The organism is Streptomyces sp. NPDC060000 (assembly GCF_042737375.1).
Classification (GTDB): domain Bacteria; phylum Actinomycetota; class Actinomycetes; order Streptomycetales; family Streptomycetaceae; genus Streptomyces.
This window is the reverse complement of the sequence record NZ_JBHWUU010000095.1, coordinates 21,664-36,274: the sequence shown is the minus strand read 5'-3', so window position 1 is coordinate 36,274 and position 14,611 is coordinate 21,664. Positions and strand designations below refer to the sequence as shown.

Annotated in this window: 12 protein-coding genes, 2 tRNA genes and 1 riboswitch; of the genes, 12 read left to right on the top strand and 2 right to left on the bottom strand. The window is 70.5% G+C overall.

Annotated elements, in window-relative coordinates; genetic code table 11:
• Window positions 1-187: 187 nt before the first annotated feature.
• The 8 genes from ACFWBB_RS36480 to ACFWBB_RS36445 all read left to right on the top strand — a co-directional run bounded on the left by ACFWBB_RS36480 (window position 188) and on the right by ACFWBB_RS36445 (window position 9,296).
• Window positions 188-3,250, top strand: coding sequence for an FG-GAP repeat domain-containing protein (locus ACFWBB_RS36480; RefSeq protein WP_385281593.1), 3,063 nt, complete (start codon window positions 188-190; stop codon window positions 3,248-3,250).
• Window positions 3,251-3,298: 48 nt separating this feature from the next.
• Complete coding sequence (locus tag ACFWBB_RS36475; protein ID WP_385281591.1) at window positions 3,299-4,852, top strand: amino acid permease; 1,554 nt, start codon at window positions 3,299-3,301, stop codon at window positions 4,850-4,852.
• A gap of 155 nt (window positions 4,853-5,007) precedes the next feature.
• A tRNA-Lys gene (locus ACFWBB_RS36470) sits at window positions 5,008-5,080 on the top strand.
• An 812-nt stretch (window positions 5,081-5,892) separates the two neighbouring features.
• Window positions 5,893-6,294 carry a hypothetical protein gene (locus ACFWBB_RS36465; RefSeq protein ID WP_385281589.1) on the top strand — a complete coding sequence of 134 codons (402 nt, stop codon included), beginning with the start codon at window positions 5,893-5,895 and terminating at the stop codon, window positions 6,292-6,294.
• On the top strand, window positions 6,291-7,142 hold the full coding sequence (locus ACFWBB_RS36460) for a serine hydrolase domain-containing protein (RefSeq protein ID WP_385281588.1): 852 nt from the start codon (window positions 6,291-6,293) through the stop codon (window positions 7,140-7,142). Before ACFWBB_RS36465 ends, ACFWBB_RS36460 begins: the two co-directional genes overlap by 4 nt.
• A 129-nt stretch (window positions 7,143-7,271) precedes the next feature.
• A complete protein-coding gene (locus tag ACFWBB_RS36455; protein ID WP_385281585.1) occupies window positions 7,272-8,111 on the top strand; it encodes a DeoR/GlpR family DNA-binding transcription regulator in 840 nt (279 codons plus the stop codon).
• A gap of 31 nt (window positions 8,112-8,142) precedes the next feature.
• On the top strand, window positions 8,143-8,544 hold the full coding sequence (locus ACFWBB_RS36450; RefSeq protein WP_385281597.1) for a DUF4406 domain-containing protein: 402 nt from the start codon (window positions 8,143-8,145) through the stop codon (window positions 8,542-8,544).
• Window positions 8,541-9,296 carry an NUDIX domain-containing protein gene (locus ACFWBB_RS36445; protein ID WP_385281582.1) on the top strand — a complete coding sequence of 252 codons (756 nt, stop codon included), beginning with the start codon at window positions 8,541-8,543 and terminating at the stop codon, window positions 9,294-9,296. Before ACFWBB_RS36450 ends, ACFWBB_RS36445 begins: the two co-directional genes overlap by 4 nt.
• Here the strand turns inward: ACFWBB_RS36445 and ribA are convergent.
• Complete coding sequence (gene ribA / locus ACFWBB_RS36440) at window positions 9,274-9,915, bottom strand: GTP cyclohydrolase II (protein ID WP_385281578.1); 642 nt, start codon at window positions 9,913-9,915, stop codon at window positions 9,274-9,276. The two genes, ACFWBB_RS36445 and ribA, sit on opposite strands and share 23 nt — an antisense overlap.
• Before the next feature lie 131 nt (window positions 9,916-10,046).
• Entirely contained in the window at window positions 10,047-10,571 is a 525-nt protein-coding gene (locus ACFWBB_RS36435) for a MarR family winged helix-turn-helix transcriptional regulator (protein WP_385281575.1), read from the bottom strand.
• A 131-nt stretch (window positions 10,572-10,702) separates the two neighbouring features.
• Here ACFWBB_RS36435 and ACFWBB_RS36430 point away from each other — a divergent pair, with 131 nt between their 5' ends.
• The 4 genes from ACFWBB_RS36430 to ACFWBB_RS36415 all read left to right on the top strand — a co-directional run bounded on the left by ACFWBB_RS36430 (window position 10,703) and on the right by ACFWBB_RS36415 (window position 14,605).
• A complete protein-coding gene (locus ACFWBB_RS36430) occupies window positions 10,703-11,839 on the top strand; it encodes a dihydrofolate reductase family protein (RefSeq protein WP_385281572.1) in 1,137 nt (378 codons plus the stop codon).
• Window positions 11,840-11,901: 62 nt separating this feature from the next.
• Window positions 11,902-11,975, top strand: a tRNA-Met gene (locus ACFWBB_RS36425).
• Between the two features lie 332 nt (window positions 11,976-12,307).
• A riboswitch (cyclic di-AMP (ydaO/yuaA leader) is annotated at window positions 12,308-12,474 on the top strand.
• 9 nt (window positions 12,475-12,483) lie between these two features.
• Window positions 12,484-13,506, top strand: coding sequence for a M23 family metallopeptidase (locus tag ACFWBB_RS36420; protein ID WP_385281570.1), 1,023 nt, complete (start codon window positions 12,484-12,486; stop codon window positions 13,504-13,506).
• A gap of 154 nt (window positions 13,507-13,660) precedes the next feature.
• Window positions 13,661-14,605 (top strand): aldo/keto reductase, encoded by a 945-nt coding sequence (locus tag ACFWBB_RS36415; protein WP_385281567.1) that lies wholly within the window; start codon window positions 13,661-13,663, stop codon window positions 14,603-14,605.
• Window positions 14,606-14,611 lie beyond the last annotated feature (6 nt).

The window sequence follows — 14,611 nt, the reverse complement described above, 5'->3', positions numbered from 1 at the left end:
GGCCCCCACCGAACATCGGTGGGGGCCACGGCGTTCTCGCGTTCCCCGGTAAACCCTTTCCCCGGGGCTGTGGAACGACTGTACGATCAGCCGACTTACGAGACGGATGTGAAGGCCGGGGGGCCGCGGACGCCGGAGAGGCGTCAAGTCCGATCCGTCTCCGTCCTGTTCCCGGGGAGGGACCCTCTTGGCTCGCCATGGCTCCGCACGTCTGCGTCTCGTCGCCGCCTCCGCCGTCCTGGCGGCCGGCCTGAGCCCGCTGCTCTCGTCGAACGCCGTCGCGGACACACCGCAGGAGACGGTGGTGCCGGCTGAGCTGCGGGACGACAACCTGACCGCGACGTTCCGGTCGTCGTCCACCCACAGCGGTCACGACTCCGCCGGGGCGCAGGGTGTGTTCCACACTCTGGAGGGCAGCCCCCTGCTGTGGACGCGTTACGCGGACGGCGAGTCGGTGAACGTGCCGGCGTCGCCTGCGGGGACGGTGCCGATGCCGACCGGTACCGACGTCCTGGCGTACAAGCACGCCGACGGACGGGTCGACTTCTGGGACGCGGTCGACGGCGGCAGGCGCGCCCTGACGATCCCGGCCGGACTCGGGTATCTCACGTCCTACGACAACCTGACGATCGCCTACGAGAGCGTGACCGGCGCCGACGGCACGGCCGACCGGATCCTGCACCTGCTGACGCCGGAGGCGGACGGGACCACGGGAGACCTGAAGGTCACGGGCGGTCCGGCGGGCATCAGGCTGGGGCAGGCCGCCGGCGCGGACGCGGAGACGCTGTACTTCCGGGCCGGCGTGGACGGGCAGACAGGGCTTGCCGCCGTGGACCGGACGACCGGTGAGGTGCGCGGCTGGAGCGGGGCGCTCCCGGTGGCGTACAGCAAGGTGGAGCTGGGCGGCGGACATGTCGTCGTAGCCGCCCCGGACAAGGCCACGGTCCTGGTGTTCCCGCGCGATCTTTCGGGAGCCCCCGCCGAGGTCGCGCTGAAGGGCGTCAGCGACGGGCCGAACGCCACGTTCAATCTGGCCGTCGTCGGCGACTGGCTGATCAACGGGATGTACTCGACGACCGCGCAGCCCCTCGCGGGCGGCGAACCGGTGACCCTGCTGCGGAGCTCGGCGTACGGCACCGCGGTCGGTCCCGGTGGCACGGCCGTGAAGGTCGGCACCGGCGCCGGAGAGCGGGGCATCCAGCGCATCACTCCCGGCGTGGACGGCGGCCCGCCCGTCGTCACGCTGGTCAAAGCCCTGCCCAAGCCGCCGCGGACGATCCAGAGCCTGTCGCTGGCCCAGGGGCGGCTCGTCGTCCTGGACCACTACGGCACCGGGGTACTCGCGGACCGGGTACGGACCGTCGCCGCGTCCGGCACCCCCTCGTTCGGTGAGAGCAGCGCGTTCACCACCGACGTCCCGATGGCCACCTGTGCCGCCACGGACGTCGCCTGCGCCCAGCTCCGGGGCACGGCCGACGGCCGTATCGCCTGGCTCACGCACGACGCGGTCACCGAGCGGATCAGGGTCCACGGGCCGGACGACGGCGGTGTCTGGGAGCGCACCGGGCTGCCCAAGGGCGGCCAGATCGCCGATGTCTCGGGCCACTATGTGCTCTACACGGCGCCCGCTCAGCAGTACGTCTTCCGGATCGGCGGTGACGGCGCTCCCGTCGTCACCCGCACCCCCGGGCCCGCCGCCCTGTCCGGCAACATCCTGTGGACGACCGGCACGACCCCGGGCAGTGTCACCGCGTACGACCTGACGGCCGGGAAGACGACCGAGACCCTCGTCACCGACGCGGGCTGCACGCCCACCGAGCTCCAGGCGCTGGGCCGGTGGCTGTACTGGACGTGCGAGGGCCGGGCGGGCGTCTACGACCGCACGGCGAAGAGGTCCGTGCCGGTGCCGGCCGACGAGGCCGAGCTCGGCGACGGGTACGTCGTCACCCACGACAAGCAGGCCGGGAAGCTGACGCTGACGACGGTCGCGGACGGCACCCCCTCCGGCCGGGTCATCGGCGACCTGCCCGACACGGGCGTCTCGCAGCGGGACGTGCGCTGGACGGCCGACGAGTCCGGTGGGAACGCCGCCTACGTAGACGGCCAGGAGCGCGTGCACCTCGTCCCGTCCGGCGTGCCGCAACAACCGCTGAGCCTGCTGGACGCGCCGCGGAGCGCCACGGAGGTCTCCCCGACGACGTCGCCCGTCCTCACCGACGTGCTGCTGTCGAAGCCGGCCGCGGGCTGGACCCTGACGGTGCGTGACAAGGCGACCGGCAAGGTGGTCGGCGGCACGGACGGCGGCGCCCTGCGCGGCGCGCTGAAGGTCCCGTGGAGCACCAGCGTCACGGCTGGGGCGCTCCTGCCCAACGGCTCCTACGACTGGACGCTCTCGGTCACGCCCGCGGACGGCGTCGGCGCCCCCTTGCAGACGCGGGGCACCGTCCGGATGGTGCGCGGCAACCCCGTGTTCCACGACTACGTGGGTACGGCGACGAAGCCGGACGGCGTCGGTGACCTGCTCACCGTCCCCCGGCCGGGCACGCTGACCTACCAACAGGGCACGGGCAAGGGCACGTTCTCGGGCCAGGTCAGCGGTGCGGGCTGGCCGAAGGACATCAAGCCGGTGCCGATCGGCGACCTGAGCGGCGACCGCTGCAACGACGTTCTCGTCCGGCTCGGCAGTGGGGCGCTGCGGCTGTACCGGACGGGCTGCGGTGCCGCGCTGTCGCCCGCGGCGCCGTACACGACGATCGGGACCAGCGGCTGGACCCAGTTCGACGTCCTGACCTCGCCGGGTGACGTCACCAAGGACGGCCGCCCCGACCTGATCGCCCGCAATCCGTCGACCGGCAGGGTCTACCTGTACAAGGGGACGGCCGCCGGGAAGCTGGCGGCGCCCGTGAAGCTCTACGACGACTGGAAGACGTACAAGAAGATCATCGGCGTCGGTGACCTCAACGGTGACGGCGTCGGTGACCTGATCGCCCAGGACAGGTCGAACAACCTGTACCGCTACCTCGGGACCGGCAAGGGGACCTTCACCGCGCGAGTGAAGCTGTTCGCGAATTGGGGGGCTTCGTACAACGCGGTCACCGGAGCCGGGGACATCACGGGGGACGGGAAGGCGGACCTCGTGGTGCGGGACACCGCGGGCGGGCTGTACCGGCTTCCCGGCACCGGGACGGGCACCTTCGGGGCGCGGGCCAAGATCGGCGTGGGCTGGCAGAACTACAAGGGCATTTTCTAGCCAAGCTGTGACGTGTGTCACGCCCCCGGTGAGGGAATTGCTGGGGGCATGACAGATGACGGCACAGTGGGCGGTCGGTCTCCCGGGAACCTTTCGGACGAAGAGCGGCTGGCTCAGCTCGGCTACACCCAGGTTCTCGCCCGCCGCATGTCGGCGTTCTCGAACTACGCGGTCTCCTTCACGATCATCTCGGTCCTGTCGGGCTGCCTGACGCTGTACCTGTTCGGCATGAACACGGGCGGACCGGCGGTGATCACCTGGGGCTGGGTCGCCGTCGGGCTGATGACCCTGTTCGTCGGCCTGTCCATGGCCGAGATCTGTTCGGCGTACCCGACGTCGGCGGGCCTGTACTTCTGGGCCCATCGGCTGGCGCCCCCGCGATCGGCGGCCGCCTGGGCCTGGTTCACGGGCTGGTTCAACGTGCTGGGCCAGGTGGCGGTGACGGCGGGCATCGACTTCGGGGCCGCGTCCTTCCTCAGCGCGTACCTGAACCTGCAGTTCGACTTCGGGGTGACGCCCGGCCGGACGGTCCTGCTCTTCGCCGGGATCCTGGTCCTGCACGGCCTGCTGAACACCTTCGGGGTGCGGATCGTCGCCCTCCTCAACAGCGTGAGCGTGTGGTGGCACGTGCTGGGCGTGGGCGTCATCGTCGGCGCGCTGGCCTTCGTCCCCGACAGGCACCGGTCGACGTCCTTCGTGTTCGGCGAGTTCGTCAACAACACGGGCTGGGGCAGCGGGGTGTACGTCGTCCTGCTCGGCCTGCTGATGGCCCAGTACACCTTCACCGGCTACGACGCCTCCGCCCATATGACGGAGGAGACGCACGACGCGTCGACGGCGGGCCCCAAGGGCATCGTGCGGTCCATCTGGACCTCGTGGATCGCCGGCTTCGTCCTGCTGCTCGGCTTCACGTACGCGATCCAGTCCTACGACGCCCAACTCGCCTCGCCGACCGGTGCGCCGCCCGCCCAGATCCTGCTCGACGCGCTCGGCGCGACCGCCGGCAAGCTGCTGCTGCTCGTGGTGATCGGCGCCCAGCTGTTCTGCGGGATGGCGTCGGTGACGGCCAACAGCCGCATGATCTACGCCTTTTCGCGGGACGGCGCGCTGCCGTACTCCCACCTCTGGCACACGGTCAGCGCGCGCACCCGCACACCCGTCGCGGCGGTCTGGCTCGCGGCCGGCGGCGCGCTGGTGCTGGGCCTGCCGTACCTGATCAACGTCACCGCGTACGCGGCCGTCACCTCCATCGCCGTCATCGGCCTCTACATCGCGTACGTCATCCCGACACTGCTGCGCATCCGCAAGGGTGAGGCCTTCGACCGGGGGCCGTGGCACCTGGGCCGCTGGTCGAAGGCGATCGGCGTGGTGTCGGTGGCGTGGGTGGCCGTCATCACCGTTCTGTTCATGCTGCCCCAGGTCTCACCGGTCACCTGGGAGACCTTCAACTACGCCCCGGTCGCGGTCCTCGTCGTCCTGGGCTTCGCGGGCGGGTGGTGGCAGGCCTCCGCCCGGAACTGGTTCCTCAACCCGGAGCACGAACGGACCATCGCCCGGGAGGCGGCACGGGCGGGGGCACCTGCCGAACTGCCGGACAAGTGAGCGGTATCAGCCGTCCTTCGTGACCGATCCCGGCACCAATGGATCAAAAGTCCACCGCTTCAGGTCTCTCGGCGCTCGCCCGGCGCGCCCGTGTCTCCGATACCCGATCGGAGACACGGCCACGTCCGGCTATGCTCGGGGAGGCAACATCACCTGGGCCCTTAGCTCAATTGGCAGAGCAGTGGACTTTTAATCCATTGGTTGTGGGTTCGAGTCCCACAGGGCCTACCCGTGCGGGTGACGAGGGTACCCCTCTGACCTGCTGCGCAGCGCCTGATCCGGCTTCGGTCGGGTCGGGCGCTGTGGTGTTTTCGGGCCTGTGCGTGAGCGGTCGTGCTCGTGGCCTGCGGACCGGCTGCGGCTCGCGAGCGCGCCGGCTCCCGGTCCGACACCCGGGTTCGCGGAAAGGTCAGCGCTCGCTTCGGCGCGGTGCGCGGGGCCGTCCGGGGGTCTGTTCGTCGGTCTGCGGGGCGCTGCCGGCCGCCGCGGTTTCCCTGACGACGATGTCGCAGTCGAAGCGCTTGAGCCAACCATCACCGGCCCCGCCCATGGCGGAAGTTGCCGATGAGTAAAGTGATCGGCCGGTTGAAGATCGTAAAAGAATGGAGCACGGGGTGCGTCGGTTAGCCGGCCTGGTGGTTTTGGTTGCGGGGATGGCTCTCGCGTTCTGGTTGGTCTTCGGGCCTGCAACCGAGTGGGACGGTGCTGTGAGGTTCGTGCGCTTCGCTCTCCTGCTGGGCTGCTTCCTGGTGATCGGCGGCAGCGTGCGGCTGATCTACCCCGACAAGTCGAAAAATGAGCCCTCTGAGGCCGCCGGGTGATCAGTGAAGCTCTGGCCGGAGGCCTGGGCACACGCCTCGGCGTCCCGGGCCCCCTCAGCAGATGCTCACCGCGCCTGCTCCAATGTCCCCGCCGACATGACCACACCTCTCCCTGCACCTTGTACAGACCACTCACCACGGCTCGATGAGTACAGATGCGATGGCGGCGGTCGACGCGAATAAGCCATTCACCTGGACGGCACCGCGTTCTTCTACATCATGCGCGTCCCCGAGTTCGAACTGCCGGGCGTTTCCAGTCTCGTCTACAACAACGACCTGATCGTCTTTCTCGGCACTTACGGCACCACCCTGTTCCTCGTGTACTTCCCCATGGGGATCCTGGTGCCCAGCCTGCGTCCGTGGACCGCAGCGGCCTCCATCGCGTTCCATGTCTCCATCGGCGTCTTCATGGGACTCACCGGGTTCGTCCTGACGATGATCGCCTGCGACCTCATCTTCCTGTCCTCTGCCCTGTCTCGCGCGGGTCGGACAGCACGAACCCTCGGCAAACGCTGGACACAAAGGCGGGCCGGGGGCCTTCGCCCAACGGCTGCCGAACAGGGCATGCCGGCAGGTGGCCCTCCCGTCGATGCCGCCGTCCCGGAGCCCGTGAACCAATGACCCTGCGCCGCGTCCCCACCTGCATCATCGGCAGCTCCCACACAGCTCCGATCGTCACCGGTAAGCACGATCCCGACAAGTACGTGGAAATAGGCTCCTTCACCAAGGTCATCACCGCCACCGTCCTGCAGCAGCTGGCCGAGCAAGGCACCCTCACCCTCGCCGACCCCGTCGAACAATGGCTTGACGTTCCGCCAGGAACCGGCATCACCCTGCGGCACCTTGCCGAGCACACCTCGGGCCTGCCTCGGCTTCCTCCCGGCACCACCCGCCTCGACCCCTACAAAAAGTTCACCGACGCTCGGCTGCACGAACTGCTCGCGAGTCTCGACCGTCTCGTCACCGTCCCCGCCGGAGAGCACGAGGAGTACTCCAACTTCGGTTACGCGGTGCTCGGGGCGGCACTGACTGCGGCAACAGGGCATGAATACGACGACCTCGTCGCCGTGCACGTACTGGCCCCCCTCGGCCTGCCGCGCGACGCGATGCATGCCCAGCCGCCGGAGCGAACCCGATTGCTGCCGACCAGAGGGCTGGGCCGCAGTGCGAGACCGTGGACCATGACAGGAGCGATCCTGCCCGCAGGCGGCCTGTGGGCAAGCCCCCGCACACTGTCGCGCGTGCTGACGGGTCTCGTGCTCGACCGCTCACTCGGAGAACCCGCCCTCGCTTGGCAACGTACGGGTCCGCTGCCCGTGATCTGGCACAACGGAGCGACCCGCACGGCATCTGTGTTCGCCGGCGCCGTCCCTGACGGCCGTTGGACGGTGGTCCACCGGCTGAGCGACTCCTCCGACGTGACGGACCGCACCGGCCTGGACTACTTGCGCACAGCACACACGCAGTGAGTGGGCGGAGGAACGAACGCGCCGCCCTGTCCCATGTCGGCCGGCGCCGTCCCGTCCGTCCACACATCGCTCCGACGGGAATGAACATGTTGGTGTTCATTCGAACATTGGCGTGGTAGAAATACCGGCATGGATGTTGCCGATCGTCTGGATCTGACCCTGCGCCTCGTCCAGGGGTATGGCCAGGATCAGGGTCAGGGTCAGGAGCACGGCGAGGAACAGGGGCATGGCCAGGGGCGGGTGTCCGTCGCCGAGCTCGCGCAGCGGCTCGGGGTCTCGGAGATGACCGTGCGCAGGGACCTGGACGTGCTGGAGCGGCAGGGGCTGGTGCGGCGGGTGCACGGCGGGGCCGTCGCCGCGCGGGCGCGTGAGGAGGGTGGTGGCTTCGAGGCGCGGCAGGCGTGGCAGGCGGCGACGAAGGACCGCCTCGGCGCGGCCGTCGCCGGAATGGTCGAGCCGGGGTCACGGGTACTGCTGGACGCCGGGACCACGACCGTGCACGTGGCGCAACACCTCGCCGCACGGGGCCCGTTGACGGTCGCGGTGCTCAGTCTCCAGGCGGCGCTGCGGCTGGCCGACCGGCCCGGCATCGAACTGCTGGTCGTCGGCGGCCGTTCCCGCCCGGGTGAGCGGTCCCTCGTCGGGCCGCTGGCCCTGCGCACCATCGAGTCCCTTGCCTTCGACGTGTTCGTGATGTCGATCGGCGGGGTGCACGCCGTGCACGGCTGGTCGGAGTTCTCCCTCGAGGACGCGGCCGTCAAGCAGGCGGGGCTCGGCCAGTCGGCCCGTACGGTCGCCGTGGCCGACGCGACGAAGCTCGGCGTGCGCGCGTTCAGCCAGGTCGCCCCGCTCGACGCCGTGCACTCCTTCGTCACCGACGCCGCCGCGGCGGACCCCGCCACCCATCCCGGCGGCCCGCAGACGCTGGACGCCCTGCGCGAGGCCGGCGTCGAGACCCGGCTGGCCTGAACTCGCCCCAGGAGAACCCGTGAAACCACTGATGATCCTTGTCGCCGGCCCGTACCGTTCGGGCACCGGCGACGACCCCGCGAAGCTCGCGGCCAACGTACGGTCCATGAACGAGGTCGCCCTCGTGCTGTTCCGCGCCGGGCATCTGCCCGTCACCGGAGAGGCGCTCGCGCTGCCCCTGCTGGAGACGGCGGGCGGCGCCGCCCCCGGCGACCCGCTCTTCGACGAGCTCTTCCACCCCGTCGCCGAACGTCTGCTGGACCGGTGCGACGCCGTCCTGCGGGTAGGCGGCCCGTCCGAGGGCGCGGACCGGATGGTCGAGCGGGGCCGCGCCCAGGGCAAGCGGATCTACGCCGGCCTCGCCGAGGTCCCGCACCTCACCGACGCCCCCGATCCACGCGCCGTCGCCGCCCCCACCGCGGGCCGCCGATGACCGGGCACCTCGACGCCTCGGCCGGGCCCGCGTCCGGTGCCCACGGCGCTTCGCCCCGTCCCGCCTCCGGCACCCCCGGCATAGACATTCCCGACCCCCGTGGCCGTACCGGACTCGACCGGCAGGGACGCGACCTCACCGGCAACGACCGGGTCCGCGTCGTGGACGTCGAGGTCCTGGCCTGTGACTGGTCCGTCCTGCGCCGCACCACCTTCGACTACCGGCACAGCGACGGACACCGGAGCCGCGAACAGCGCGAGACGTACGACCGGGGCGACGGCGCCACGATCCTCCTCTACGACCCCGACCGCCGTACCGTCCTGCTCACCCGGCAGTTCCGGCTGCCCGCGTACGTCAACGGGCACCCCGACGGCATGCTGCTGGAGACCGCCGCCGGGCTCCTGGACGGCGACGACCCGCGCGAGGCGATCCGCCGCGAGGCGGCCGAGGAGACCGGACGGGCGGTCCACGAGGTCGAGCACGTCTACGACGTGTTCATGAGCCCCGGTTCGGTCACCGAGCGGCTCAGTTTCTTCGCCGCCCCCTACGACGCCTCCGCCCCCGGTGTCGACACGGCCGGCGTGGCGGCCGAGGGTGAGGACATCGCCGTCGTCGAACTCCCCTTCGCCGAGGCCCTCGACCTCGTCCGCACCGGCGCGATCGCGGACGCGAAGACCATCATGCTGCTCCAGTGGGCCGCGCTGGACGGCCCGTTCGGACCGCCGGCGGTCAGCCCACGCCGAGCCCGGTGAGGTCGGCCAGCGGCAGCGTGTGCTGGGTCTGGAGGACCTTCGCGCGCAGGTAGCGGACGTTGTGCGGGGTGGTGAAGACGCCCGTCGGCACCCGGTTTTGGACGTCGATACCCAGACGCCGCAACTGGTCGGCCTTGTCCGGGTTGTTGGACAGCAGGTCCAGGGCCGTGATGCCCAGGGCGCGCAGCATCTGGGCGGCGGCCGTGTAGTCCCGGTCGTCCTCGGGAAGGCCGAGCGCCGCGTTCGCCTCGTAGGTGTCCAGTCCCTGGTCCTGGAGGGCGTACGCGTCGAGCTTGTTGTAGAGGCCGATGCCGCGTCCCTCCTGCCGGAGGTAGAGCAGGACGCCGCCGGTATCGGCTATGCGCTCGACCGCCTCGCGCAGCTGCGGCCCGCAGTCGCAGCGGGCGGAGCCGAAGACGTCACCGGTGAGGCACTCGGAGTGCAGCCGGACCAGGGGGGTGGCCCCGGGCGCCGGCTCGCCGAGGACGACGGCGACGTGCTCCTGGCCGTCGGCGAGACCGTGGAAGGTGACGAGTTCGGCGTCGACGGAGTAACCGTCGGGGAAGCGCAGCGGTACCCGGACGCGGGCGCGCGGGGTGGCGGCGGGGGTGTCGGGCATGCGGTCTCCCGGGTCCGGAGGACGGTGACAGGGCGACGCCGGGCCGCCCTGTGCTTCAGATTTGAAGCAGATCCAGTGAGTCGAGACCCTACCCATGCTTTAAAGTTAAAGCAACCAGGGTGTGGCGCGGCTCACGAGGTCCCGGAGCAGGGTGAGGAGCGCCGTCTCCAGGGGAGGTCCTCGGGCGCCGCGTCGCCGTTCCCGCTCTCCTGGAACCCGCGCGCGACCTGGGTGAAGATCTCCTCCAGCTGTCCCACCTGCTCGGGGGTGAGCCGGTCGAAGAGGGAGGTGCGGACCGTTTCGACATGGCCGGGCGCCGCGCTCTCCAGGACCGTCATGCCCTCGTCCGTCAGGACCGCGACGCTGCCGCGCTTGTCCCAGCGGCAGTCCTCGCGACGCAGCAGCCCGTCCTTCTCCAGCCGGGACACCGCGTAGGTCAGCCTGCTGCGGGTGATCTTCAGCTGCTCCGCGAGGTCGGTCATCCGCAGCCGCCGCTCCGGTGTCTCGGAGAGGTTGGCGAGTATGGAGTAGTACAGGTGGGGCATGCCGGCCTCCTGCTGGAGCTGCCGGTCGATCGCGTCCTCGAGGAGGAGGTAGCCGGCAACGTACGCGCGCCAGGCGCGCTGCTCCTCGGGGGTGAGCCAGCGGGTCGTCATGCACCCAGTGTAGATTTGTTTCAAACTTGAACCAAGAGCACCGCGCCAGACCACCGCCAGACCACCGCCAGACCGCCTTCGGACCGCCGTCATACCGCCGTCCGTCGGGCCGAGCCCGGGGAGCCGCGTCGATGCCGTACCCGTACGTCCTGCTGTCCGCCGCCGTGTCCCTCGACGGCTACCTGGACGACACCACGCCCGAGCGCCTGCTCCTCTCCAGCCGCGCCGACTTCGACCGCGTCGACGAGGTACGGGCCTCCGTCGACGCCATCCTCATCGGCGCCGGAACGATCCGCGCCGACAACCCCCGGCTCCTCGTGAACTCCCCGGAGCGCCGCGCCTCCCGCGTGGCCGCCGGACTGCCGCCTTACCCCCTCAAGGTCACCGTCAGCGGCTCGGGCGACCTCGACCCGGCGGCGAACTTCTGGCACACGGGCGGCGAGAAGGTCGTGTACACGACGGAGGAGGGCGCCGAGCGGGTCCGGACCCTCGGCATCGCCGCGGATGCCGTCGCGCTCGGCCCCGAACTGGACTGGCGCCGTCTTCTCGAGCACCTCCACGACGTGCGCGGCGTGCGGCGTCTCATGGTGGAGGGCGGCGGAACCGTCCACACCCAGCTGCTGCGGCAGGGCCTCGCCGACGAACTCCAGCTCGTCCTCGCCCCGCTGTTCGTCGGAGACCCGCACGCGCCCCGGCTGTTCGGGCCGGGCGGCTACCAGGGCGGACGCCTGCGCCTGCTGGAGACCCGGCGCATCGAGGACGTCGTCCTGAACCGCTACGAGCCCACCGCCCCCGGCGCCGGACCGCTGTCCGTCGCGGCCGACCGCCACTGGCTGGCCCTCGCCTGCGCACTCGCGGCCGACTGTCCGCCGTCGCGGACCGCCTTCAGTGTCGGCGCGGTGATCGTGGCCGCCGACGGCACGGAGCTGGCGCGCGGCCACTCCCGTGAGGCCGGCGACCCGGTCGTGCACGCGGAGGAGGCGGCCCTCGCGAAGCTCGACCCCGCCGACCCCCGCCTGTCCACTGCCACCGTCTACAGCAGCCTCGAGCCGTGCGCCCACCGCTCCTCCCGCCCGGCCCCCTGCACCCGGCTCATCCTCGACGCGGGCGTGCGCAGGGTGGTCACGGCCTGGCGGGAACCGAACACCTTCGTCACGGAGGCGGACGGAAGCGGTCTGCTGGCCGCCCAGGGTGTCGACGTCCTCGTACTTCCGGAGTACGAGGAGCGTGCGAAGGACCCGAACGGCCACCTTCTCCGAGACCGCTGAGGCACCGCGGATCAACCGATGTGCTTTCTGTCCCGCTGATGGCGTACAGTTGTGTTCATCGCCGCGGGGTGGAGCAGCTCGGTAGCTCGCTGGGCTCATAACCCAGAGGTCGCAGGTTCAAATCCTGTCCCCGCTACTGATGGCCGAAGGCCGGAATCCGAAAGGGTTCCGGCCTTCGGCGCGTTCACCGGCCCCCGGGCGTGCTCGCCAGTCACTCCCTCACTCTTCGTGATCGGATGACCGCTCTGCGCATAACGAACGAGTCACCATCAAAACGCCTGTGACTGATGAAGCGTTTCCGGGGTAGGGCGAGGCGCGGTCAACTCGCCCGTTTTTCACCACTGGTGGCCCGAAAGTCCAGGCCACGAATGTTATTGATCAAGAAGAACGGCTTGGAATACCGCCCCCGGGTCTATTAACGTTCGATAACGCAGCGCGGTCGTCCCAGCCGGCACCAGAGTCGGCTCCGTGCGGCACGTGCCGAATCCCGCAAGGGAACCGGGGAACCACCACCTTGGGGTGAATCACGCGGAAGCCGCCGTGAACTCGCAGAGTCCACGGCCGGTATACGCGCGTAGGAGACCTTCCCGCTCCGAACCCGTCAGCTAACCCGGTAGGCGACGGAAGGAAAGGAGCGCGCCCGCGTGGCGTCCAACCCGCCTGCCCCAGAAGCCCCGTACGCGCCGAGCCAGCGGTCCACCGAGACCTTCGGCTACGGCGGTTACCGCACTGACGAGGGCCCCTGGGAGGAATGGAACCCCACCGCGGAGTCCATTCGCCCGGCACGCGGCAAGCACCGCGTCGCCAAGCAGCGCGGCGGCGGATTCGCCCGCAGCTCCACCGTCCTCGGCGTCGGCGTCATAGCCGCCGTCAGCGCGGGCGGCATGGCCAGTGCCAACACCGGCAAGGCCCCGGTCTCCATCTCGATGCCGGACCTGCCCAACGTGGGCTCGCTCATCTCCGACGACCAGCCCGCCCAGGAAGCCCCGTCGGCCTTCGCCGGCTTCGGAACCGAAGCCCCCGTGGACGCCGACGAGAGCGCCTCCGACGCCGGCGAGGCCCTGCGCAGCCGGATCATGGCGCAGGCCGAGTCGCAGCAGTCCCAGGTCGAGGTCAAGGCAGCCGCCGTGGCGGCCAAGGCCGAGGCCGACGCCGTCGCCAAGGCCGAGAAGGAGGCGGAGGCCAAGGCGGCCGCCGCCAAGAAGAAGGCCGCCGAGGAAGCCGCCGCGAAGGTCGAGGCCGCGCGCCTGGCCGAGCTGGCCAAGCAGTACACCCTGCCGACCTCCTCGTACACCATCACCTCGACCTTCGGTCAGGCCGGTTCCCTCTGGTCCTCCGGCTACCACACGGGTCTCGACTTCGCCGCGCCCACGGGCACGCTCATCAAGGCCGTCCACAGCGGCACCATCACCGAGGCCGGCTGGGCCGGTTCCTACGGCTACCGCACCATCCTGACCCTGGACGACGGCACCGAGCTGTGGTTCTGCCACCAGTCGTCGATCAGCGTCAGTGTCGGCCAGAAGGTCGCCACCGGTGACGTGATCGGCCGGGTGGGCGCGACCGGGAACGTCACCGGGGCCCACCTCCACCTCGAGGTCCACCCGGGCGGCAGCGCCGACGGCATCGACCCGGCGGCATGGCTGCGCGGCAAGGGCATCAACCCCTGAGCGGTCCCTCTCCCGCGGACACCCTGATCCACCTCGGCAGCCCCGGCGCCCTCCGCGTCGGGGCTGCCGGTCTGTGCCGTCCACAGGCGCCGTTCACATGTTCTTCGCGTCACGCCCGGAATGGGCGGGCCGTCGGCGCCCGTTGAGACGAAGCATGACTTCTCTTCGCAAGCTCGGCTCCTCCGACCTCGAGGTCTTCCCGCTCTCCCTCGGCGGCAACGTCTTCGGCTGGACCGCCGACGAGACGGCCTCCTTCGCCGTACTCGACGCCTACACGGCCGCGGGCGGCAACTTCGTCGACACCGCCGACTCCTACACGGCGTGGATCGAGGGCAACAGCGGTGGCGAGTCCGAGACCATCATCGGCAGGTGGGTGAAGGCCCGGGGAAACCGCGACGACGTCGTGATCGCCACCAAGGTGAGCCAGCACCCCGAGTTCCCCGGTCTGTCCGCCGACAACATCAAGGCCGCCGCCGACGCCTCGCTCCGCCGTCTGGACACCGACCACATCGACCTCTACTACACGCACTTCGACAAGCCCGAGGTGCCCGTCGAGGAGATCGTCGGAGCGCTCGACGAACTGGTGAAGGCGGGCAAGGTGCGGCACATCGCCGCCTCCAACATCTCGCCCGAGCGGCTCCGGGAGTCCCTGGAGTTCTCCGACCGGGAGGGCCTGGCCCGGTACGTGGCCCTCCAGCCCCACTACAACCTGGTCTCGCGCGACACCTACGAAGGCGGCCTCCAGGACGTCGCCGCCCGCTTCGGTCTCGCCGCCGTCCCGTACTTCGCGCTGGCCGCCGGTTTCCTCACCGGCAAGTACCGGCCCGGTACGACCGTGCAGAGCGCCCGCGCCGCCGGTGCCGCCAAGCACCTCGACACGGAGCGGGGCCGGAACGTCCTCACCGCCCTGGACGAGATCGCCCAGGCCCATGACATCGAGATCCCCACGGTCGCCCTGGCGTGGCTCGTCGCGCAGCCGACGGTGGCCGCGCCGATCGCTTCCGCGCGCACGGTCGAGCAGCTGCCGGCTCTGCTCGGGGTCGCGCAGCTGGAACTGACGGCGGAGGAGATCACCCGGCTGAACCGGGCCTCGGCCTGACCTGCC